The organism is Thermus sp. LT1-2-5 (genome assembly GCF_040363165.1).
In the GTDB taxonomy this organism is placed as follows: domain Bacteria; phylum Deinococcota; class Deinococci; order Deinococcales; family Thermaceae; genus Thermus.
In genome coordinates, this window is sequence record NZ_BSRG01000001.1 from 53,872 (window position 1) to 74,351 (window position 20,480).

General features: G+C 67.7%; 17 protein-coding genes. 4 read left to right on the forward strand and 13 right to left on the reverse strand.

The genetic code is table 11. The features are described from left to right. The first annotated feature begins 9 nt into the window (after positions 1 to 9). A complete protein-coding gene (gene atpD / locus ABXG85_RS00270) occupies positions 10 to 681 on the forward strand; it encodes a V-type ATP synthase subunit D (protein WP_353511737.1) in 672 nt (223 codons plus the stop codon). A 45-nt stretch (positions 682 to 726) separates the two neighbouring features. Here the strand turns inward: atpD and acnA are convergent, their stop codons facing one another. From acnA to ABXG85_RS00310, 8 genes are all read right to left on the reverse strand, one after another. After that, entirely contained in the window at positions 727 to 3,432 is a 2,706-nt protein-coding gene (acnA, locus tag ABXG85_RS00275; protein WP_353511738.1) for an aconitate hydratase AcnA, read from the reverse strand. A 101-nt stretch (positions 3,433 to 3,533) separates the two neighbouring features. Further along, entirely contained in the window at positions 3,534 to 3,887 is a 354-nt protein-coding gene (locus ABXG85_RS00280; RefSeq protein ID WP_353511739.1) for a carboxymuconolactone decarboxylase family protein, read from the reverse strand. Positions 3,888 to 3,891: 4 nt separating this feature from the next. Next, positions 3,892 to 4,644 (reverse strand): alpha/beta hydrolase, encoded by a 753-nt coding sequence (locus ABXG85_RS00285; RefSeq protein ID WP_353511740.1) that lies wholly within the window; start codon positions 4,642 to 4,644, stop codon positions 3,892 to 3,894. 3 nt (positions 4,645 to 4,647) lie between these two features. Further along, positions 4,648 to 7,947, reverse strand: a complete 3,300-nt coding sequence (locus ABXG85_RS00290) for an efflux RND transporter permease subunit (protein ID WP_353511741.1) — start codon at positions 7,945 to 7,947, stop codon at positions 4,648 to 4,650. After that, a complete protein-coding gene (locus tag ABXG85_RS00295) occupies positions 7,944 to 9,128 on the reverse strand; it encodes an efflux RND transporter periplasmic adaptor subunit (RefSeq protein WP_353511742.1) in 1,185 nt (394 codons plus the stop codon). The genes ABXG85_RS00290 and ABXG85_RS00295 overlap by 4 nt, the downstream gene beginning before the upstream one ends. Before the next feature lie 2 nt (positions 9,129 to 9,130). After that, the gene (locus tag ABXG85_RS00300; RefSeq protein WP_353511743.1) at positions 9,131 to 10,096 is read right to left on the reverse strand and encodes a TolC family protein; all 966 of its coding nucleotides are present in this window, start codon (positions 10,094 to 10,096) and stop codon (positions 9,131 to 9,133) included. Beyond that, positions 10,093 to 11,361: a TolC family protein gene (locus ABXG85_RS00305; protein ID WP_353511744.1), complete on the reverse strand. Its 1,269-nt coding sequence runs from the start codon at positions 11,359 to 11,361 to the stop codon at positions 10,093 to 10,095. The genes ABXG85_RS00300 and ABXG85_RS00305 overlap by 4 nt, the downstream gene beginning before the upstream one ends. Further along, positions 11,354 to 11,788, reverse strand: coding sequence for a MarR family winged helix-turn-helix transcriptional regulator (locus tag ABXG85_RS00310; RefSeq protein ID WP_353511745.1), 435 nt, complete (start codon positions 11,786 to 11,788; stop codon positions 11,354 to 11,356). Before ABXG85_RS00310 ends, ABXG85_RS00305 begins: the two co-directional genes overlap by 8 nt. An 82-nt stretch (positions 11,789 to 11,870) precedes the next feature. On the opposite strand from ABXG85_RS00310, the gene ABXG85_RS00315 reads away from it, so the two are divergent. Then, positions 11,871 to 13,196, forward strand: a complete 1,326-nt coding sequence (locus ABXG85_RS00315) for a hemolysin family protein (RefSeq protein ID WP_353511746.1) — start codon at positions 11,871 to 11,873, stop codon at positions 13,194 to 13,196. Further along, positions 13,183 to 13,551 carry a cytidine deaminase gene (cdd, locus tag ABXG85_RS00320; RefSeq protein ID WP_353511747.1) on the forward strand — a complete coding sequence of 123 codons (369 nt, stop codon included), beginning with the start codon at positions 13,183 to 13,185 and terminating at the stop codon, positions 13,549 to 13,551. Before ABXG85_RS00315 ends, cdd begins: the two co-directional genes overlap by 14 nt. On the opposite strand, the gene ABXG85_RS00325 is transcribed toward cdd, so the two are convergent. Genes ABXG85_RS00325 through ABXG85_RS00335 form a run of 3 tightly spaced genes read right to left on the reverse strand, consistent with a single transcriptional unit; the run spans position 13,548 to position 16,958 of the window. After that, positions 13,548 to 14,210: a hypothetical protein gene (locus tag ABXG85_RS00325; protein ID WP_353511748.1), complete on the reverse strand. Its 663-nt coding sequence runs from the start codon at positions 14,208 to 14,210 to the stop codon at positions 13,548 to 13,550. The two genes, cdd and ABXG85_RS00325, sit on opposite strands and share 4 nt — an antisense overlap. Next, the gene (locus ABXG85_RS00330) at positions 14,198 to 15,049 is read right to left on the reverse strand and encodes a dihydrodipicolinate synthase family protein (protein ID WP_353511749.1); all 852 of its coding nucleotides are present in this window, start codon (positions 15,047 to 15,049) and stop codon (positions 14,198 to 14,200) included. Before ABXG85_RS00330 ends, ABXG85_RS00325 begins: the two co-directional genes overlap by 13 nt. Before the next feature lies 1 nt (position 15,050). Beyond that, on the reverse strand, positions 15,051 to 16,958 hold the full coding sequence (locus ABXG85_RS00335) for a hypothetical protein (protein WP_353511750.1): 1,908 nt from the start codon (positions 16,956 to 16,958) through the stop codon (positions 15,051 to 15,053). Positions 16,959 to 16,975: 17 nt separating this feature from the next. Between ABXG85_RS00335 and sdaAB the strand changes: the two genes are divergently transcribed. After that, complete coding sequence (gene sdaAB / locus ABXG85_RS00340) at positions 16,976 to 17,638, forward strand: L-serine ammonia-lyase, iron-sulfur-dependent subunit beta (protein WP_353511751.1); 663 nt, start codon at positions 16,976 to 16,978, stop codon at positions 17,636 to 17,638. Here the strand turns inward: sdaAB and ABXG85_RS00345 are convergent. Together ABXG85_RS00345 and lepA are read right to left on the reverse strand one after the other, a co-directional pair. Further along, complete coding sequence (locus tag ABXG85_RS00345) at positions 17,635 to 18,603, reverse strand: sensor histidine kinase (RefSeq protein ID WP_353511752.1); 969 nt, start codon at positions 18,601 to 18,603, stop codon at positions 17,635 to 17,637. The genes sdaAB and ABXG85_RS00345 overlap by 4 nt on opposite strands. After that, complete coding sequence (gene lepA / locus ABXG85_RS00350; protein WP_353511753.1) at positions 18,593 to 20,416, reverse strand: translation elongation factor 4; 1,824 nt, start codon at positions 20,414 to 20,416, stop codon at positions 18,593 to 18,595. The genes ABXG85_RS00345 and lepA overlap by 11 nt, the downstream gene beginning before the upstream one ends. Positions 20,417 to 20,480 lie beyond the last annotated feature (64 nt).

Below are 20,480 nucleotides of genomic sequence, written 5' to 3' on the forward strand. Positions count from 1 at the left end.
GGAGGCGGCATGAGCCAGGTCAGCCCCACCCGGATGAACCTTCTGCAAAGGCGGGGGCAGCTCCGCCTGGCGCAGAAGGGGGTGGACCTTCTGAAGAAGAAGCGGGACGCCCTGGTGGCGGAGTTCTTCGGCCTGGTGCGGGAGGCCTTGGAGGCCAGGAAGGCCCTGAACCAGGCGGCCCAGGAGGCCTATTCCGCCCTCCTCCTGGCCCAGGCCTTTGACGGGCCCGAGAGCGTGGCCGCCGCTAGCCTCGGGGTTCCACCCCTGGAGGGGGTGGAGGCGGAGGTGGAAAACGTCTGGGGGAGCAAGGTGCCCAGGCTCAAGGCCACCTTCCCCGACAAGGCGGTGCTTTCCCCCGTGGGCACCCCCGCCTACACCCTCGAGGCCGCCCGCGCCTTCCGCCGCTACGCCGAGGCCCTGGTCCAGGTGGCCAACACGGAAACCCGTCTGAAGAAGATCGGCGAGGAGATCAAGAAGACCACGCGGCGGGTGAACGCCCTGGAGCAGGTGGTGATCCCCGGCATCCGCTCCCAGATCCGCTTCATCCAGCAGGTGCTGGAGCAACGGGAACGGGAGGACACCTTCCGCCTCAAGCGCATCAAGGGCAAGATCGAAGCCCGGGAGGCGGAGGCCGAGGGCGCCCGACCTAACCCTCAGCTGGAGATCGGGGCCGGCCTCTAGGCAAAGCAAAACCCCGGGGGGGCTTCCCCCGGGGTACTTTGCTTCTTACTCCGCCTTGGCCTCCTGAAGGAGGTGGAGGAGCACCGTCTGCAGGATGCCCCCGTTCCTGTAGTAGTCCACCTCCACGGGGGTGTCCAGGCGGGCGAGGGCCTGGAAGCGGACCTCGCTCCCATCCTCTTTGCGGGCCACGATCTCCACCAGCTTCCTGGGCTTGAGGTCCTCGAGGCCCAGGATATCGTAAACCTCGTACCCGGTGAGGCCCAGGGTTTCCCGGTTTTGCCCGGGGAGGAACTCCAAGGGCAGGACCCCCATCCCCACCAGGTTGGAGCGGTGGATCCGCTCAAAGCTTTCCGCCAGCACCGCCTTGATCCCGAGGAGGTAGGTGCCCTTGGCGGCCCAGTCGCGGCTGGAGCCGGTGCCGTACTCCTTCCCGGCGATGACCAAAAGGGGCGTGCCCTCCGCCTTGTAGCGCATGGCCACGTTGTACACGAAGTCCACATCCCCTTCGGGGAGCTTCTTGGCGTAGCCCCCCTCGATCCCGTCCAGCATGAGGTTCTTGATGCGGATGTTGGCGAAAGTGCCCCGCATCATCACCTCGTGGTTGCCGCGGCGGGCGCCGTAGGAGTTGAAGTCCTCGGGCTTCACCCCTTTGCTGATGAGGTACTGGCCGGCGGGGCTTTTCACCGGGATGGCCCCGGCGGGGGAGATGTGGTCCGTGGTCACGGAGTCGCCCAGGACCAGGAGGACCCGGGCCCCCCGGATATCCCCCACCTGCCCCTTCCCCAGCTCTTCGAAGAAGGGCGGGTTTTGGATGTAGGTGCTCTCGGGGTCCCAGCGGTAGAGCTCCCCCGTGGGGGCGGGGAGGGCTTGCCAGCGCTCGTCCCCTTCGAACACCCTGCTGTACTCCTTCTTGAAGAGCTCGGGGTCCAGGGTCTTCCGGATGGCCTCCTGGATTTCCTCCATGGAAGGCCAGATGTCCTTGAGGTAGACGGGTTTGCCGTTGGGGTCGTAGCCCAGGGGCTCCGTGGTGAAGTCGATGTCCATGCGCCCGGCCAGGGCGTAGGCCACCACCAGCATGGGGCTAGCCAGGTAGTTGGCCTTCACGTGGGGGTTAATGCGCCCTTCAAAGTTGCGGTTGCCGGAGAGGACGGCGGCCACCACCAGGTCCCCCTCCTCCACCGCCTTGGCGATGTCCTCCGGGAGGGGACCGGAGTTCCCGATGCAGGTGGTGCACCCGTAGCCCACCACGTGGAAGCGGAGGGCCTCGAGGAAGGGCAGAAGCCCGCTATTTTCCAGATAGTCCGTCACCACCTTGGAGCCGGGGGCCAAGGAGGTCTTGACCCAAGGCTTGGTGTCCAGCCCCGCCTCCACCGCCTTCTTGGCCAGAAGCCCCGCCCCCAGCATCACCGAAGGGTTGGAGGTGTTGGTGCAGCTCGTGATGGCGGCGATGACCACGGACCCGTGGGCGAGCTCAAACTCCTCGTCCTGCCGCTTGACCAGAACCCGCTTCCCCAGCTGGTCCTGGGAAAGGCCGAAGCCCCGCTCCTTCACCGGCTTGGTGAGGTGGGCCAGGAAGCTCCCCTTCACCTCCTTGAGGGGCACCCGGTCCTGGGGGCGCTTGGGGCCGGCCAAGGAGGGCTCCACCGTGGAGAGGTCCAGCTCCAGGTACTCGGAGTAGCGGATCCGCTCCTCGGCCTCGGGGGTGCGGAAGAGGCCCACCGCTCGGGTGTAGGCCTCCACCAGCTCGATGAGCGCCTCGGGGCGGCCGGTGAGGCGGAGGTAATTCAGGGTTTCCTCGTCCACGGGGAAGAAGCCCATGGTGGCCCCGTACTCGGGGGCCATGTTGGCGATGGTGGCCCGGTCCGCCAGGGGGAGCTTGGACACACCAGGACCGTAGAACTCCACGAACTTCCCCACCACCCCGTGCTTGCGCAGGATCTCGGTAATGGTGAGGACCAGGTCCGTGGCCGTGGCCCCTTCGGGAAGCTCCCCGTAGAGCTTGAAGCCCACCACCTTGGGGGCCAGCATGTAGTAGGGCTGCCCCAGCATCACCGCCTCGGCCTCGATGCCCCCCACCCCCCAGCCCAAGACGCCTAGGCCGTTCACCATGGTGGTGTGGCTGTCCGTGCCCACCAGGCTGTCGGGGAAGGCCAGGGTGAGGCCATCCCGCTTCTCCGTCATCACCACCTTGGCCAGGTACTCCAGGTTCACCTGGTGGACGATGCCCGTGCCCGGGGGCACCACCCGGAAGTTTTCCAAGGCCTCCTGGCCCCACTTGAGGAGGAGGTAGCGCTCCCGGTTGCGCTCGTACTCCTTCTCCACGTTGTAGAAGAAGGCGTAGGCGGTGCCGAAAGCGTCCACCTGCACCGAGTGGTCGATGACCAGGTCGGCGGGCACCACGGGGTTGATGCGCTTGGGGTCCCCGCCCCGCTTGGCCACGGCGTCCCGCATGGCCGCCAGGTCCACCACCGCCGGCACCCCGGTGAAGTCCTGGAGGATCACCCGGGCCAGCTTCAGGGGCACGTTGACCTCCCCGGGCTCGGGTTGCCAGCGGGCCAAGGCCTCTATGTCTTCCCGGGTCACCTGGTAGCCGTCCTCGTTCCGTAGGAGGCTTTCCAGCATCACCCGGATGGAGAAGGGCAGGCGGCTTACCTCCGCCACCCCCTGCCGCTCCAGTTCCGTGAGGTCGTGGTAGCCGTAAGTGCCGCTTCGGGTTGCTAGGGTCTTCAGGGTCTTGAAGCTATCCTTCATGTTGGCTCCTTTCCCTTCCCCCGAGGGGCCAAGGGTTAAGGCAAGGCGTGGATTGTGGGGGGAAGTGTTCCGAGGGGGGGCGCCCACCCCGGCTTTCCCCACTATAACACCTGCAAAAGGGGTGCGGCGTGGTCCAAGACGGCGTTGGCCTGGGCTTGGCGGGCGATCTTGAGGGTTTCCAAGAGCTCTTCCTGGGAAACCCCCAGCCGCTTGGCCCGGTGGGCCATGGCCTTCACGCACGGGGAAGCCCCCGTGGCCAGGGCGATGCCGAGGAGGATCAGGGTGCGGGTCTTCTCGTCCAGCGCCCCCTTTTCCGGCATGGCGAAGGTCCAGCTCCGCCCGTGTTCCAAAAGAAGCCCCGGGGCCTTTTCCGCCAGGAGGGGGATAGCCTCAGGGAGGCCCTCCCCTAGGTTTTCCCGCATGGCCTGTAGAACCTTCTCGTGGGTGCGTTCCATGCCCTCAGCGTAGGGCCTGGGGCGGGGGAGGGGTGTCCCACCCGAGGCTTTCCAGGAAGAGGAGGACCTCCTGGGCGATCTCTTGCCACAGGACTTCCCGGGGCCGGGTGGCGGGCCTGTCCCCCCGTTGGGCCCCGTAGGCGCCGAAGCCCGCATGGTTCAGCCCCTCCACGAAGACCACCCGGGCGCGCTTGGGAAGCTTCTTGGTCCGTTCCCGGGCCTCCTGGGGGGAGAGGAGGCCATCCTCCGTGCCGAAGAGGGCGAGGGTGGGGAGGTCTTCCCCGGAGAGGTCGGCCTCGGGGTAGCTGGCGAAGAGGAGCAGGGGAAGCTTCTCCCGGGCGGCCAGCTCCGCCGCCGCCACCCCGCCCAGGCTGTGTCCCCCCACCACCAGGGGGAGGCCCGGGTGGGCGGCCTTGGCCTCGAGGGCCCGCTCCTTGGCCAGGAGGGCGATCCCGGAAGGCACCTTGAGGAGGACCACCAGATACCCCGCCTGGGCCACGGGGGCGAGGACGGGAGCGTAGGCCAGGGGCTCCACCCGGGCCCCGGGGTAGAAGGCCAGGAGGGCCTTTGGGTTTTGGGGGGTGAGCTCCAGGCCGTACGGGGCTTCCTTCACCCCAAGGCCCGTGCGCGTGAGGGCCTCCCGCACCCAGGGCTCGGCCCTGAGGGGCCGCAGGAAGTAGAAGCTCAGGCCCACCACCCCCGCCGCTAGGAGGGTGGCGGCGAGGAGGAAGAGGAGGAGAAGGCGCTTCATGTCCATGGCCTACCTCAGAACGGGGGCTTTGGCCCGCCTCCCCTCAAAGGTGTAGAAGGCGGCGGGCACCACGAAGAGGGTGAGGAGGGTGGAGGAAAGGAGCCCGCCCAGGATGATCACCCCTAAGGGCTTGCGGTACTCCGCCCCTTCCCCGGTGCCCAGGAGGAGGGGAAGGCTGATGATGAGCACGGTGAGGGTGGTCATGAGGATGGGCCGAAGCCGGAGCCGGGCCGCTTCCACCAGGGCTTCCTTGAGGGGCATCTCCCGCATGCGCTTCACGGCGAAGTCCAGGAGGAGGATGGCGTTTTTGGTGACGAGACCGATGAGCATCACCACCCCCAAGACGCTGATCACGTCCAGGCCAGTGCCCAGGAGGTAGGTGAGCCAGAAGGCCCCCACCAGGGCCAGGGGCACGGGGAGGAGGAGGTACAAGGGGTAGCGCCAGGCGTTGAACTGGCTGGCGATGACCAGGTAGTTGAGGACCAGGGCCAGGAGGAAGGCCAAGGGAGCCAGGCGGGCAAGCTCCCCGGTGAAGCTCCCCAGGCCGGTGGCGGTGAGCTCCACCCCGTCCCCCAAAAGCCCTTTTTCCTTGAGCTCCTGGGTGAGTTCCTGCTGGATTTGGAAGCTCCCTGGGGCCTCGGGGCGGAGGTTGATGTTGATGCCGGCGGCGTAGGCCTGGTTGCGCCTTGAGATGAGGGTGGGCCCGGGCCGCTCCTGGAAGCTCCCCAGGCTGGAAAGGGGCAGGAAGGCCTGCAGGGCGGGGGCGTAGACGGGTAGGGAGAGGAGGTCGCTTTCCCCGCCTAGGCGCAAGGGGTCCATCTGCACCACGATGGGGAACTCCTCCCCGCCCCGGCGGGCCGTGGCCGCTTGGGTGCCCGAAAGGTAGAGGCGGAGGGTTTGGGCCACGTCCTGAGGGGTGAGGCCGGTGCCGGAAAGCCGCGCCGGGTCTGGGAGGAAGACCCGTTCCCGCTGGGTGGCCTCGAGGGTGCTCTTCACGTTCAGCACGTAGGGCTTTTGGGCGATGAGGTCCACGATGGCCTGGGCCCGGGCCTCCAGGAGGGCGCGGTCCGGGCTCACCAGGAAGAACTGGAGGTCGGCGTCCCCCGCCTCGGGGCCCGTCTGGGCCAGGACGCGGAGGTCGGCCCCGGGGAAGTCCCGAAGCCGGGCCTTCCCCTCCCGGTTGAAGACATCGGTGAGGGTAAAGATATCTTCCCGCTCGTGCTTGGGTTTGAGGACGATCTGAAGCTGTACCCGGGAAGCGTCCCCCACCTGAGCTCCCCCCGTGGCGCTTGCCCCCACGGTGGTCACCACCCGGGCCACGGCGGGGTGGGCGAGGAAGTAGGCCTCTAGGGCCCGCGCCGCCCGGTCGGAAACGGAAAGGGGGGTGTCCTTGGGCAAGAGGAGGGTGGCGGTGAGGACCCCGGTGTCGGAGCGGGGGGTGAAGTTGAAGGGGATGCGGGGTAGGAGGGGGAAGATGGAAAGGAAGGCCAAAGCGGCAAGCCCCAGGACCAGGCCGGGGCGGGCGAGGGCGCTCCTTAGGCCCCGGACGTAGGCCTGGGTGAGGCGCTCTAGCCCTGCCTCGGCGGCGGTGTGGAGCCCCCGGGCCGAGGCCCCAAAGAGGTCCAGGAGGAAGCGGCCCAGGTAGCGAATAAGGCCCAAGAGGGCAGGGTAGAGGGGAAGCAGGAGGAGAAACAGGGGGCCTTGGCGGAAGAGGAGGAGGGCGAAAAGCAGGCCCAGAAGGAGCCCCACCGCCCCCCGGTATCCCCGCCGGTAGGCCCAGGCGAGGTCCCTGGGAAGCTGCCCTAACGCCGCGAAGGCCTCCTTCAGGCTCGGGGGCTCGGGGTCGGGGAAGTAGGCCAGGCGCACGGTGAGGAAAAGGAGGGCTTCCAACCAGCTCACGGCGATGGCCGCTGCCATGCCCAGGCCGAACTGTTGGAAGATCTGGCCAATGATCCCGGGAAGGAAGCTGATGGGCAAGAAGACGGCCAGGAGGCTTAGGGTGGCCGCCGCCACCGCCACGCTCACCTCGCTCGCCCCCTTGAGCACCGCCTCCTTAAGGCCATAGCCCATCCTGCGGTAGCGGTCGATGTTTTCCGCCACCACGATGGAGTCGTCCACCACGATGCCCACCGCCACGGTGAGGGCGAGGAGGCTGATGAGGTTGTAGGTGAAGCCCAAGACCCCAAAGAGCAGGATGGCCCCCGACAGGGTGATGGGGATGGCCAGGATCACGGAAAAGACCGAGTTGAGCTTCCCCAGGAAGACGAGGACCACCAAGGACACGGCCAAGGCGGCCAAAAAGGCCTCCCGCACCGTGTCCTGTACCGCTGCCCGGATGAAGCGGGTGGTGTCCAGGGCCACCTCCGCCCGGTAGCCCTGGGGCAAGGAGGTTTCCTGGAGGGCCTCTTTTACCCCATCCGCCACGGCCACGGCGTTGGCGTCGGGGGTCTTTACCACCGCCAGGAGGACGGCGGGGCGGCCGTTCAGGCGGTTGAGGGTGGTGGGGGCGTCGCTTTCCTCGGCCACCCGGGCCACGTCCCGAACCCTTAGGCCCCGGTTTGCGTCCAGGAGCAGGTTCGCCACCTCTTCCGCCGTGGCGGGGGTGTTCCTTAGGGTGTAGACCAGGCGTTTTTCCCCTTCGGTGAGGCTTCCTAAGGGGAGGTTTAGGGCGGAGGTGGAGAGGGCCTGCACCACCTGGAGGGGAGAAACCCCAAGGGTCCCCAGGCGGTCTGGGTCCAGATAGACGCGGATGGCCCGTTTGGGGGCCCCGGTGAGGCGGATATCCGCCACCCCGGGCACCAGCTGGAGCTTGGGCTTGAGGGTGCGCTCGGCGTAGCGGAGGACCTGGGAGAGGTCTTCCCCGGGGGCCTCGAGGGCGATGTAGAGGATGGGGCTCGCCGAGGGGTCGAACTTCTGCACCACGGGGGCCGAGGCGTCCCGGGGAAGCTGCCCCCGGGCGGCCGCCACCTTCTGGCTCACCTCCACCGCCGCCCGGTCCACGTCCACCCCCTGCTGAAACTGGACGAAGACCAGGCTAAACCCCTCGGTGGAGCTGGAGCCGATGGTGTCCACCCCGCTTAGGGTGGAAAGGGCGTCCTCCAGGGGCTTGGAAACCTGCTCCGCCACCTCCTCCGGTCCGGCCCCGGGGTAAGAGGTGGAGACCGCCACCACCGGCACGCTGAAGCGGGGCAGGAGCTCTACCCCCAGGCCAAGCCCCAGAAGAAGCCCCACCAGCACAAGCCCCACGAAGATGGCGGTGGCGAAGACGAAGCGCTCCACGAAGAAGGCCACCAGGGGGTTTTCCCTCACGGCACCACCTCCACCGGGTCCCCGTCCCTTAGCCCTTCGGGCACGGGGTAGATGACCCTAGCCCCCTCGGGAAGGCCTTCCACCACCGCCTTTCCCCCTTCCTGGGCCAGGAGGCGTACAGGGCGCTGCCCGACCTTGTCCCCTTCCAGGAGGTAGACCACCGCCTCTCCCGCCTCGGCCCGCACCGCTCCCGCGGGGAGGAGGAGGCCCTCCGCCACCCTTTCCCGGTAGCGCGCCTCCGCCGGCCCGGGGAGGAGGGGGGAGAGGGGCTTGAGCACCACCTCCACGAGTCGGGTCTGGCCAGGAAGGTCCGTCTTGCGCAGGAGTCTAGCCTCCGCCACCTTGCCGTTTTGCCTGAGGGTGAAGAGGGTTTCCGGGGTGAGGGCCTGGGCTTTTTCTGGGGGGAGGTAGAGCTTGGCCAGGAGCCGGTCTGTGGTGGCCAGGCGGAAGGCCCGGCTTCCCGTGCCCACAAACTCGCCTTCCTTCACGAAGACCTCCACCACCTCCCCGGGGAAGGGGGCCCGGACCACGCTTTCCCTAAGGTTTCGCTCCGCCTGGCGCACCTGGAGCCGGGCCGCCTCCACCTGGAGCTCCAAGAGGCGGATGTCCTCGGCCCTATCCAGACGGGAAAGGGCCTCCTTGGCGTTTTCGTAGGCGCTTTGGGCCTGGTGGAGGTTGGCCTCCAAGGCCTTGAGGTCCAAGGGGGCGAGGGCGCCCGCTTCCAGGAGGGCCTTGCCTTCCTCGTAGCGCCGCCTCGCCGCCTGGAACTGGGCCTCCGCCGCCTGGAGCTGGGCCAAGAGGGCGAGGCGGTTGCCCTGAAGCTGGTTTCGCGCCCGCTCCAGGTTGGCCTCCGCCTGCTTGAGGTTAAGCCTCGCCGCCTCCAGGGCCTCTTGAAAGGGCGCCGGGTCCAAGAAGACCACCCCTTCCCCGGCCCCCACCCGGCTTCCCGCCGGCAGGGTGCGCACCACCCGTCCTGAGGCCCCGGCGGCCACCAGGCTGTCCCTTTCCGCCTGCAAGGTGGCGGAGACCCTGTTTTCCCGCTCCAGAACCCCCCGCTGGGCTGCCACCACCCGCACCTCTACCTTTAGAGGGCCTTGCGCCTCGGGCTTGGGGGCCTCGGCCTTTTTGGGCGCGCAGGCGGCGAGGAGTAGGGGAAGGAGAAGAAGCCAAGGGCGCTTCATGTTCACCTCGAGGCCAGAAGGCCGTAGTAGGCCTTCAAGTAGGCGTGCTTGGCCTGTTCTAGGGAAAGCCCGGCCTGGAGGAGGGCGAGCTCCTGCTGCAGGAGGCCCAGGCGGCTGGTGAGCCCCGCCTGGAAGCGCCTTTCCTCCGCCTGGTAGCGCTCCTTGGCCGCCCTATACGCCTCCTCCGCCGCCTTCACCCCTTGGAGGAGGGGGGCGAGCTGGGCGAAGCGGGCCTCTAGGCCCACCCGGAGGGAGCGCTCTAAGTTCTTGAGGTTTTCCTCCAGGGTCTTGGCCTGGTCCTCCAGGGCCTCGAGGTCCTTCCTGGGGGCGAAGCTCTCGTCCAAAAGCCCCCGCTGGAAGCGGAGGAGTTCCAGGGACTGCCTTAGGTTGAGGAGGTCGGCGTGGGCCTGGAGGAGGGTTTCCACCAGGGCCTCCTCGGGCAGGGGGGGTAGCGCCTCCACCGCCTCCGGCTTCCAGGGGCCCACCAGGTTGGCCAGGGCGGCCAGGGCGCTTTCCTCCCCCCGCTTGGCCGCTTCCAGGTTCTTGCGGGCCTCCAGGACCCGGTTTTGCGCCTCGAGGAGGTCCAGGCTGGTGGCCCCACCCCCTTTGAGGCGCACCTCCGCTGCCTTAAGCCCAAGCTCGGCGATCTCTAGGGCCTTGGCCGCCAGGGCCACCTGGAGGCTCGCCTCCCGGGCCTGGACGTAGGCGGACACGATGTCGCTTTCCGCCTGGGCCAAGGCCCGTTCCAGCCGGGCCTTGGCCAGGGCCTCCGCCTGGCGGGCCTGGAGCTCCGCCAAGGGGGTGCGCAAGGGGTCTTGCAGGGTGCGGGCCAGGTCTTTTTGCCGCATCTCGTACTCCAATCGGGCGGTGACCACCGCCGCCACCTCCGGGGCCTTCTTCAGGGCCTCGGGGAGGGGCTGTGCCAGGACGGGAGCCAGAAGGGCCAAGATCCATAGAAACTTCTTCATTGCGCTACCTCCGGAAGGATTTCGCCGTAGAACTGGTAAAGCTCCATAAGCCGGTTTCTCAATGTGTTTTCCGCCTGCACCATGCCAAGTTCCGCCTGCAATAGGGTAAGCTCCGCCTGCTTGACCCCCAAGGGGCTTTCCAGGCCCAGAGCTAGGCGCGTTTCCGCCTCCTCTAAGGCCCTTTTGGCCGCATCCTGGCGCAGGCGGGCCAGGGCGAGGCTGGCCTCGGCGCTCTTCAAGGCGTTTTCCAAGCGGGCCTTTTCCAGGTTGGCTTGGACCTCCGCCGCCTTGTAGGCCTCCTCCGCCCCCCGCACCTGGGCCTTGGCCGCCTCATAGGCGGCGAAGAGGCCGGGGGAGAGGGTGAGGGAAAGGGAAAGCCTAAGCTCCTCCGTGGTCCGGTACTGGCCGGTGCCCGGGAGGGTGGTGGGGGGCTTGGCGGGGTCTTGCCGGGTGTAGCTAAGCGTGGGGCGGAGGTCTTTGCTGGAGAGGCTTAAGGAAAGGGTGTCGTTCCCCGAAGGGTAAAGGAAGAGGCTTCCCTGGAGGGTGGGAAGGAGGTTGCGCCAGGCGGCCCCTTCGCCGATCCGCGCCTCGGCCAGGTCGAGCCGGGCCTCCTCGAGGCTCAAGGGGGTGGTGCCATGGGGAGGGGGGATCTCCGGTAAGGGGGCTTCCAGGTCCACCAGCCCTTCCGCCGCCTGCTGGGCGAGCTTTAGGCCAAGCTGCGCATCCGCCAAGCGGTTTTGCGCCTCTTGTAGGGCGAGTTCCGCCTCCCTCAGGTCCTTGGGGTTCGCCTGCCGCTTCCGGGCCGCCTCGAGGGCGAGGGCGGCGATTTCCACGCCTTTTTCAGCGAGCGCTACTCCCAAGCGGGCCTCGCGGTAGCGGCCGTGGGCGGCCACCGCCTGGGCCTGGAGGGCGGCGAGGGTCTTGCGGTAGGCGAGCTCCGCCCGCCTCAGGCCAATCCTGGCCCGCTCTATCCCGTCGGCGCCCTCGCCGAAGGGGAAGGGGGTGAGGACCAGGGCTAGGGTGAGGGCCTTGCCGTCCTCGGGGAGGCTTGCGCAAAGGCTGGGCGGCGTGCACTCGTAGCCGAAGCGGCCGTAGTTCCCTTGGAGGTTGACCGCCACGGGAGAGGCCTGGGCCTCCCAGGCCTTGGCTGCCGCCACCAGGTAGGCCTCCGCTTGCCGCTTTAGGGGATGGTCCTTCAGGGGCGCAAAAGCCCCTTGGGCCCAGGCGGGGACGAGGAGGAGAACGAGGGCCAGGTGCCTAGCCACGTTCCACCTCCGTGAGCTTGGTCAACAGGGCGCGGAAGGCGAAAAGTTCTTCCTCGCTAAGCCGGGCCAAGGTCTGGCCGAACACGTGGAGCCAGGCCTCCTTGAGCCGTAGGGCCACCGCCTCTCCTTCCGGGGTGAGCTCCAGCTGGACCCGCCTCCGGTCCAGGGGGTCGGGATGGCGCCGGAGGAGGCCCGTGTCCTCCAAGGAGGCGAGGAGGTGGGAAACCTGGGAGGGAAGGATTTCCAGGTGTTCCGCCAGGCGCGAGGGGAGGCGCACCCCTTCCTTCACCAAGCGGAGCACCTCCGCCTGGAGAAGGGAAAGGCCTTCCTGGGCGAAGACTTCCTTGGCCCGGGAGAAGAGGAGGCGCATCAGGGCGTAGCCCAGTTGGGAAAGCTCCTCTACCAGGGATGCCGGGGGACCATTCATACGCTTCAACTATATAAGGTCATCAATTAAAAAGGGCAAGCGGGGCCACACTCCCCCATGGTGTACAATGGACCAAGGTGATATGGACAGACCTCCCAGTCGGTGGCTCTTCTTCCTTCCCTTCGGTTCGCTAGCCCTGGCCCAGTCCCAAGCCCCAAGCCCCGGGGACCTTTTTCTTTTGGTCCTCTTCCTAGGCCTTTCCGCCTTTTTCTCCGCCAGCGAAACCGCCTTCACCACCCTTTACCCTTGGAAACTCAAGGAGCTGGCGGAGGCGAAAAATGGCCCCTTTACCCTCCTTTCCCGCGACATCACCCGCTTCCTCACCACCATTTTGGTGGGCAACAACCTGGTGAACATCGCCGCCACCGCCTTGGTGACGGACCTGGCCACCCGGGCCTTCGGTTCCTTGGGGGTGGGGCTTGCCACCGGGGTCATGACCTTCCTGGTCCTCTTCTTCGGCGAGATCACCCCCAAGTCCATCGCCGTGCACCACGCTGAAGCCCTGGCCCGGGTGGCGGCCTGGCCCATTTACCTCTTGTCCGTGCTCTTCTACCCCCTGGGACGGTTTTTCAGCTGGGTTTCGGGGGGGGTCTTGCGGCTTCTGGGCCTCGAGCCCCGGGACACCCCCTTGGTGTCGGAGGAGGAGCTTCGCCTCATCCTGGCGGGGGCGGAGGAGTCGGGGACCATCGAGGCCCAGGAGGAGGAGATGATCCACTCCATCCTGGAGCTGGAGGAAACCCCGGTGCGGGAGATCATGACCCCCCGGGTGGAGATGGTGGCCATCGAGGCCGAGGCCACCTTGGAAGACCTCCTCCACCTCTTTCGCGAGCACCGCTATAGCCGCGTCCCCGTGTACCGGGAGAGCGTGGACCACATCGTGGGGGTGGCCTACGCCAAGGACCTTTTGGACTACTACTGCGAGGAGGACCTGAAGGGAAGGACCGTGGCCTCCATTGCCCACCCTCCCTACTTTGTCCCCGAGAACATGGACGCTTGGACCCTCCTCAAGGAGCTCCGCCGCCGCAAGGTGCATCTGGCCATCGTGGTGGACGAGTTCGGGGGCACCGCGGGGCTCGTCACCCTGGAGGACGTGATGGAGGAGATCGTGGGGGAGATCTACGACGAGACGGACGAGCCGGAGGACGCCTCCATCCGCCGCCTGCCCGATGGCGCCTATTCCATCCAGGCCCAGACCCCCGTGGACGAGGTTTCCGAGGCCTTGGGGGTGGAGCTCCCCGAAGGGGAATACGACACGCTTTCCGGCTTCCTCTACGAGCTCTTTGGCCGCATCCCCGGGGTGGGGGAGAGCGTGGAATGGCAAGGCTTCCGCTTTGTGGTGGAAAGCGCCGACCAAAGGCGCATCGAGCGGGTGCGGGTGGAGAGGCTGGTGGAGCATGGAGAGGGTTAGACGGCTTCTGGAAGCCCATGTGGCCCGGGCCTACGCCCCCTACTCGGGGTTTCCCGTGGTGGCCTTGGTGGAGGCGGAGGGGGAGTTCTTTCTTGGAGTGAACGTGGAAAACGCCTCCTTTCCCCTTTCCCAGTGCGCGGAGCGCAACGCCGTGGCCGCCATGGTCTTGGCGGGAAAGCGCCGCCTTGACCGGGTGCACGTCTATAGCCCCAAGGGCCCCATTCCCCCTTGCGGCGGGTGCCGCCAGGTGCTCCTGGAGTTCGGCACCCCAGACACCCCTGTCCTCCTCCACGGCCCCGAGGGGTACGTGGAAAAGACCCTGGGGGAGCTTCTCCCCTGGGCCTTCCGGCTTTAGAGGGAGAGGACCAGGGTGGTCTGGAGGAAACCGGGCACCTTAAGGGTGAGCTCCAACCGCCCCGTGCCCCGGTCCAACCCCGGGCGGAAGCCCACCACCTGAAGCCGCCCCTCGCCTCGGGCGGGAAGGTCCGCCTCCACCCTAAGGCTTTGTCCCAGGAGGAGGAGCCGCCCTTCCACCCGGAGGGGCAGGGGGTTGGGGTTTTCCAAAAAGAGGTTCACCCCCGCCCGGCGCACCCTCACAGGCTCCAGGGGGAAGGCGAGGCGGGTCTGGAAGAAGGTGAGGCGTTGCCCTAAGATACTCCCCTCCAGGGCCACCTCCACCCCCTCCCGGGAAAGGAGGGCCCGCCCCGCGGCCAGGGCCTGGCTCGGGGTGAGGCGCACCTGAAGGCGCTCCGCCTTCTGCCCGGGGGGAAGGGTGAGGTCCAGGGGTATGGCCACCTCCCCCACCCGAAGCCGGGTGCCAAAGGCGGCTAGGGGCAGGGGGAAGGGGTTGGGGTTGTGGAAGGCTACCTGGAGGCCCAAGACCAAGGTGGGCTCGAGGCCAGGCTCCAGGCCCAAGAGCTCCGCCCCCAGGAGACGGGCCTCAGGGGGAAGGGGCCTGGGGGCGCAGGCGGCAAGGAGGAGGACCAGGGCCAAGAAGCGGTTCAAAGGAGCCATCCCTCCTCCTTAAGCGCCTCCAAAACGGGGAGGAGGCTTCCCCATAAGGGGCTTTCCGCCGGGTAAGGGGGCCTGGGGTAGCCTGCGGGGAGGCCCAGGTGCCGTAGGGCCTGCTTGAGGAGGGGAACCCCCCCTTTGGCGAGGAGGTCTCCCAGGGGGAAGAGCCGTTTCTGCAAGGCCTCCGCCTCGGCAAGCCGCCCCGCCCGGAAGTGGGCCAAAAGCGCCCGGTAGGCCCTGGGGGCCAGGTTGGCCGCGGCCAGGATGCCCCCTTCCGCCCCCAGGGCCAAGGCGCCCAAAAAGGTGGGGGCGTGCCCGGTGAAGGCGCGGAAGCCCCTGAGCCGCGCCTGGTAGAAGGCGAAGCGGGCGAGGTCGCCGCTGGAGTCCTTGATGCCTTGGACACCGGGGTGCTGGGCCAAAGCCTCCACCGCGCTCAGGGAGAGGTCCACCTTGGTGTTTTGGGGCACGTGGTAAAGGAACAGGGGCATCCGCTCCGCCAGGGCCTCGTAGTAGCGCAGGAGGCCTTCCCCGAGGCTTGCGTGGTAGTAGCGGGGCGGGGTGACCAAAAGGGCCATGGCCCCTGCCTCCTGGGCCTCGGCCAGCGCCCGTTCCGCCTGGGGCAGGGTTTCCTCCATGAGGCCCACCAGGAAGGGCTTCTTGGGGCTTATGGCCTTTAGCCCTTGGGCGCGCTCCTCCGGGGTGAGGAGGACCCCTTCCCCGTTGGAGCCGTAGATCAAAAGCCCGTCCACCAGGGGTTCCAGGGCTTCGGCCAGGGCGCGGAAGGCTTCGGGGTCTAGCCTTCCCTTTCGGTCAAAGGGGGTGGGAATGGGGGGCAGGATCACGCTACGACCTCCTCAGGCTAAAGCCTACCCCCAAAAGGTGCAGGGCGTAGGCCAGGAGGAGAAGCCCAGGGCCTTCCCCCTGGAGGAGGCGGAGGAGGCCCCAAGCGGCGAGGAGGAGGAGGAAGACGCCAAGCCCCGCGGCGAAGCCCGTGCTCCCGGGCACGAAAAGGCGCACCGCCAGGGCGTAGGCGGGGGGTATGCGCCCCTGGCGTCGGGGGAGGAGGAAGGCGAGGAGGTGGTAGAGGAGGAGGAGCGCATAGCCCAGGAAGGCCCAGGGCTTGAGCCTCTCGGCCAAGGGGAGGGGAAGGGCGAGGAAGGTGCGCCAGGGGTCTTCCAGGAAGCGGCCAGACTCCACCCGGAGGAGGGCCAAGTACAGGGTGCGGGCGCTGGGCCCCGCCTCCCTCGCACCCCAGAGGTCCGTTCCCAGGCCCAAAGCGGTGCGGATGGGCCCCTCCAGGGGGGCCTTGCGGTACGCCTCCGCCAGGGCCTCCTCCTTGCCCGTGAGGGCCAGGGCGAAGGGGAGGTCGCTTTCCCCCAGGAGCGTTTGCGCCTCCTTAGGCGCTTCTGGGAGAAGGGCGTAGCCCAGTAGGGCCTTGGTTTCGGGGGTGGGGGGGAGGGAGCGGAGCCAGTCCTGGGCGGCCTGGGTGCGCAGGGTGCCCCGGTCCAAGGGTGGGGTGAAGAGGCGCGCCCGGGCCCCTTGGTCCAGGCCATAGAGGAGCCAGGAGGCTCCCAGAAGGAGCAGGAGGAGGAGGGCGAGAAGCCTTTCCCCAAAGCTGGCGTAGGCCAGGGAGAGGTGTCTCAGGCGTAGCAGGGGATGGCGCAGGAAGCCGGCCCAAAACCCCCCAAGGGCCCGGAGGTCCTGAAGCTGGGGGGGGAGGTAGAAGAGGACGAGGTAGGCGAGGAGGGCCAGGTAGGCCAGGGCGAGGACCCAAAGGGCCTCGGGAAGCCCCTCTAGGCTTGGGGGAAGCCAACCCTTTAAGACCGCCACCGCCTCCCTTAGGCGCAGGGCCTGGGCGGGAAGGCCTTGGGCCTCGAGGGCCTCCGCTTGTTCCTGGAAGAACGCCAGGGAGCCTGGGAAGAGGGGGCTCGTGCGGAGGAGGGTTTCCGTGAGGAGGCGGGCCTTTTCCGGCTCCTTGCCCGAGAGGTCCCTTGCCGTCTCCGCCAGGGCCAGGACGGGGGCGAAGGCGAAGGGAAGCTCGGGGCGGTGGCCCCGGGCCAAGAGGTCCTGGCGGTAGGCCTCGAGGTCCTCGGGGCTTAGGCTTTTGGGGTCCAGGGCCCAGTAGGCGAAGTAGGGCCAGGGTTTTGGCGGGTTGAGGGCCTCTAGAAGGGGCCTAAGCGCCTGGAGGTCCTCCGCCGTTCCCTCAAAGGGGCGGGGCGGGAAGGGGATGGGAAGCACCTGCTCCCCCTCTAAAAGGGCCTCGGGGCCCGGCCTCAGGGCCACCACCTTGGCGGGGGCGAAGTGGAAGCGGGCCTCGCCGGTAAGGCTCAGCTCTAGGACCAAAAGCCCCTGGGCTATATAGACCCGCTCCCCTTGGACCAAGGGCCCCACCCAGGGCCCCTTGGGTAAGGGAAATAGGCCCGAGGGAAGGAGGAGGCCCTCCTCGGTGAGGGTGGGGGTCTGGCCCAAGGCCACGAAGCGCCCCTCCAGAACCCCCGAGGGCAGGGAAAGCCGCACCCGGTACTCCCCCGGGGCCTCGGGGGTGAAGGAAAGGCGGAAGCCCCCCCCTTCCGGGGCCACCTCCAGGGTCTTGAGGCCCGTGGGGCCTTCCACCACCAGGGGGTAGCGGCCCTCGGGCAGGTCGCGGCCCTCCAGGGTGAGGGGGATGCCCGCCTTGGCCTCCGGGGGAACGAGGAGGCTTTGGGCCAAGGCCCAAGGAAGCAGGGCCAAAGCGGCTAGCCAGCGGCGCATGGCGTTATTCTACAGGTATGGGTCTTTTGGACATGATCGGCCCGGTGATGGTGGGGCCCTCCTCCAGCCACACCGCCGGGGCCTGCCGCCTGGCCCTCCTCGCCCGCCACCTCCTGGGGGAAAAGCCCAAGCGGGTGGAGTTCGGCCTCCACGGCTCCTTCGCCAAGACGGGGAAGGGCCACGGCACCCACCTAGCCCTGGCCGCCGGGGTTCTGGGCCTGAGGCCAGACGACGAGCGCCTAAAGGAAAGCCTGGCCCTGGCGGCGCAGGAGGGGGTGGAGGTGATGTTCCGGGAGGTGGAGCTTGGGGACGTCCACTCCAACACCGTGCGCATGGTCCTGGAGGGGGAGAGGGAGCGGCTCGTGGTCACGGGAAGCTCCCTGGGCGGGGGGCTTGTGCGCATCTTTGACCTGGATGGGTTTGAGGTGCGCATCACGGGGAGCGCCCCCACCCTGGTGATCCGCAACGTGGACACCCCGGGGGTGGTGGCCCGGGTGGCCCGGATCTTAGCCGACGACGAGGTGAACATCGCCCACCTCACCGTGAGCCGCAAGAAGCGGGGCGGGGAGGCCATGATGAGCCTGGAGATGGACCGTCCCCTCTCGGAAAAGCCCCTGGAGTATTTGGCCTACCTTTCCTACATCCTGTGGGTGCGACAGATCCCCCCGGTGATGGACTAGGCGCGGCCAAGCTCCAGGCGAAGGCCGGCGCCCCCTAAGGGGCTCGGCGTGGCGGTGAGCCTTCCCCCGTGGGCTTCCGCCACCTTCTGGGCCGTGTAGAGGCCGAGGCCGGCGCTTCCCCGCCTGCCCGGGCCTTGGCGGAAGGGCTGGGCCAGGGCCTCGAGGGGAAGGGGAAGCCCAGGGCCGTCGTCCTCCACGGCGATGGCACCCTCCTCCACCCGGACCCGCACCTCCTTCTTGGCGTGGCGGAGGGCGTTTTCCAGGAGGTTGGCCAGGGCCCGTTCCACAAGAAGCCGTTCCCCCCGCCCAAGCCCTGCGCCCTCCAGGGAAAGCCGGAGGCCCCGGCCCTTGGCCTCCTCCTGGTAGCGGAGGAGGAGGTCCTCCGCCAGGGCCCTCAGGTTCAGGGTTTCCGGCTGGGGGGGGCGGGCCTCGAGGCGGGTGAGGGCGAGGAGGTTTTCCACCAGACGGAAGGCGCGGGAAAGCTCCTCCCGTAGGTTTTTAAGCAGGACGAGTCGCTTTTCCCTGCCCAAATCGTCCGCCCTCTCCAGATACTCCAGGGCGCGGATGGCGGAGATCAAGGGCGTCTTCAGGTCATGGGCCAAGGCGGCGTAGAAGGCTTCCCGGGCTTCCAGGAGCTCGCTTAAGCGCTTCAGAAGCTCTTCGAACCGCGCCCGGAGCAAGGCGATCTCCGCCGGCGGGGGTTCCTTGGGGGCGGGAAGGCGGAGCCGGAGCTCCCCTTTTAGGGAGAGGTAAGTGAGGGCCCGGGTGAGCTCCTCCAAGGGCCTAAGGAGCCCTCGGGCCAGAAAGTAGCCCACCCCGGCGGATATCCCGGCCAAAAAGAGGAGCCAAAGGAGGAGGGGAAGCCAAGGCCCCTCCCCCAAAAGACCCAGGGTCAGGGCCAGGACCAGGTTGGGCAGGAAGGCCAGAAGACCGATGACCAGGGCGAGCCTAGCCCTAAGGCTCATCCTTCCCCGCCGAGAGCACCGCCAAGAAGGCTTCTTGCGGAACCTCCACCTTGCCGATGGCCTTGAGGCGCTTCTTCCCCTCCTTTTGCTTTTCCAGGAGCTTCTTCTTCCGGGTCACGTCCCCGCCGTAGCACTTGGCCAAGACGTCTTTTCGGAGGGCCTTAACCGTGGCCCGGGCGATGATCTTGCCCCCAATGGCCGCCTGGATGGGCACCTCAAAGAGCTGGCGCGGGATGACCTCGGCCAGCTTGTCCACGATGGCCCGGGCCATGCCGTAGGCCTTTTCCCGGTGGGCGATGAAGGTGAGGGCGTCCACCACCTCCCCGTGGACCAGCACGTTCACCTTGACCAGGTCCCCCGGTTGGTAGCCCGCCTGCTCGTAGTCCATGGAGGCGTAGCCCCGGGAGAGGCTCTTCAGGCGGTCGTGGAAGTCATAGAGGATCTCGGCGAAGGGGGCCTCGTAGATGAGCTCCACCCGTTTTTGCGCCCCTGGGAGGTAGTTCATGCTCTGGAGGCGGCCCCGCTTTTCCTGCACCAGCTGCATGATGCTCCCCACGTACTCCTCGGGGGTGTAGAGGGTGAGCTTGACGTAGGGTTCCAGGATTTCCTCGATCTTGGTGGGGTCGGGGAGGTCGGCGGGGTTGTGGATCTCCACTTCCTCCCCGCTCTTAAGCCGCACCTTGTAGACCACGCTGGGGGCGGTGGCGATGAGTTCCAGGCCGAATTCCCGCTCAAGCCGCTCTTGCACGATTTCGGCGTGGAGGAGACCCAAGAAGCCGCAGCGGAAGCCGAAGCCCAAGGCGGTGGAGGTTTCCGGCTCGAAGGAGAGGGCGGCGTCGTTCAGCTTGAGCTTTTCCAGGGCGTCCCGGAGCTTGTTGTAGTCCCCTGAGTCCACGGGGTAAAGCCCGGCGAAGACCACGGGCTTGGCGGGGCGGAACCCGGGGTAGGGGGCGGGGGTGGGGTTGTGGGCCAGGGTGATGGTGTCCCCCACCTGGACGTCGTGGATGTCGCGGATGGCGGCGGTGAGCCAGCCCACCTCCCCCACGGAGAGGCTTTCCGTGGGCACCAGGCCCTGGGGGGTGAAGACGCCTACCTTGTCCACGGTGAACTCCTTGCCGGTGGAGAAGATGCGGATCCTGTCCCCAGGGCGCACCGTGCCCTCGAAGATGCGCAGGTAGGGGATGACGCCCTGATAGGCGTCGTAGAGGGAATCGAAGATGAGGGCCTTGAGGGGGGCCTCGGGGTCCCCGTGGGGTGGGGGGATGCGCTGCACGATGGCCTCGAGGATCTCCTCCACCCCCTCCCCCGTCTTGCCGGAGGCGAAGATGGCCTCGTCCGCAGGGATGCCCAAGACCTCCTCCACCTCGAGGGCCACCTCTAGGGGCCGGGCGTTGGGCAGGTCGATCTTGTTGATGACCGGGAGGATCGCGTGGTTATGCTCCAGGGCCAGGTAGAAGTTGGCGATGGTCTGGGCCTCCACCCCCTGGCTTGCGTCCACCACCAGAAGCACCCCTTCCACCGCGGCCAAGGCCCGGGACACCTCGTAGGTGAAGTCCACGTGCCCCGGGGTGTCGATGAGGTGGAAGGTGTAGGTGTTCCCGTCCTTGGCTCGGTAGTTTACCCGCACCGCGCTGGCCTTGATGGTGATGCCTCGCTCCCGCTCTAGCTCCAGGGAGTCCAGGAACTGCTCCCGCATCTCCCGCTCGCTCACGGCGTGGGTCATCTGCAGGATGCGGTCGGCCAGGGTGGACTTCCCGTGGTCCACGTGGGCGATGATGGAGAAGTTGCGGATGCGGCTTACCATCCTTTCCATCCTCCGGGGTAGAGGAGGTGAAGTCAAGCGAGGCGCAAAAGCCGGGGTCCTGGTAAGATAAAAC

Coding starts and splice junctions, on each gene's coding strand:
- ABXG85_RS00285 (WP_353511740.1), bottom strand. CDS start 4,644: ATGGACATGAAGCGCCTTCTCCTCCTCTTCCTCCTCGCCGCCACCCTC.
- ABXG85_RS00315 (WP_353511746.1), top strand. CDS start 11,871: ATGGACAGACCTCCCAGTCGGTGGCTCTTCTTCCTTCCCTTCGGTTCG.
- atpD (WP_353511737.1), top strand. CDS start 10: ATGAGCCAGGTCAGCCCCACCCGGATGAACCTTCTGCAAAGGCGGGGG.
- ABXG85_RS00335 (WP_353511750.1), bottom strand. CDS start 16,958: ATGCGCCGCTGGCTAGCCGCTTTGGCCCTGCTTCCTTGGGCCTTGGCC.
- acnA (WP_353511738.1), bottom strand. CDS start 3,432: ATGAAGGATAGCTTCAAGACCCTGAAGACCCTAGCAACCCGAAGCGGC.
- ABXG85_RS00295 (WP_353511742.1), bottom strand. CDS start 9,128: ATGAAGCGCCCTTGGCTTCTTCTCCTTCCCCTACTCCTCGCCGCCTGC.
- ABXG85_RS00345 (WP_353511752.1), bottom strand. CDS start 18,603: ATGAGCCTTAGGGCTAGGCTCGCCCTGGTCATCGGTCTTCTGGCCTTC.
- ABXG85_RS00280 (WP_353511739.1), bottom strand. CDS start 3,887: ATGGAACGCACCCACGAGAAGGTTCTACAGGCCATGCGGGAAAACCTA.
- lepA (WP_353511753.1), bottom strand. CDS start 20,416: ATGGAAAGGATGGTAAGCCGCATCCGCAACTTCTCCATCATCGCCCAC.
- sdaAB (WP_353511751.1), top strand. CDS start 16,976: ATGGGTCTTTTGGACATGATCGGCCCGGTGATGGTGGGGCCCTCCTCC.
- ABXG85_RS00300 (WP_353511743.1), bottom strand. CDS start 10,096: ATGAAGAAGTTTCTATGGATCTTGGCCCTTCTGGCTCCCGTCCTGGCA.
- ABXG85_RS00310 (WP_353511745.1), bottom strand. CDS start 11,788: ATGAATGGTCCCCCGGCATCCCTGGTAGAGGAGCTTTCCCAACTGGGC.
- ABXG85_RS00325 (WP_353511748.1), bottom strand. CDS start 14,210: ATGGCTCCTTTGAACCGCTTCTTGGCCCTGGTCCTCCTCCTTGCCGCC.
- cdd (WP_353511747.1), top strand. CDS start 13,183: ATGGAGAGGGTTAGACGGCTTCTGGAAGCCCATGTGGCCCGGGCCTAC.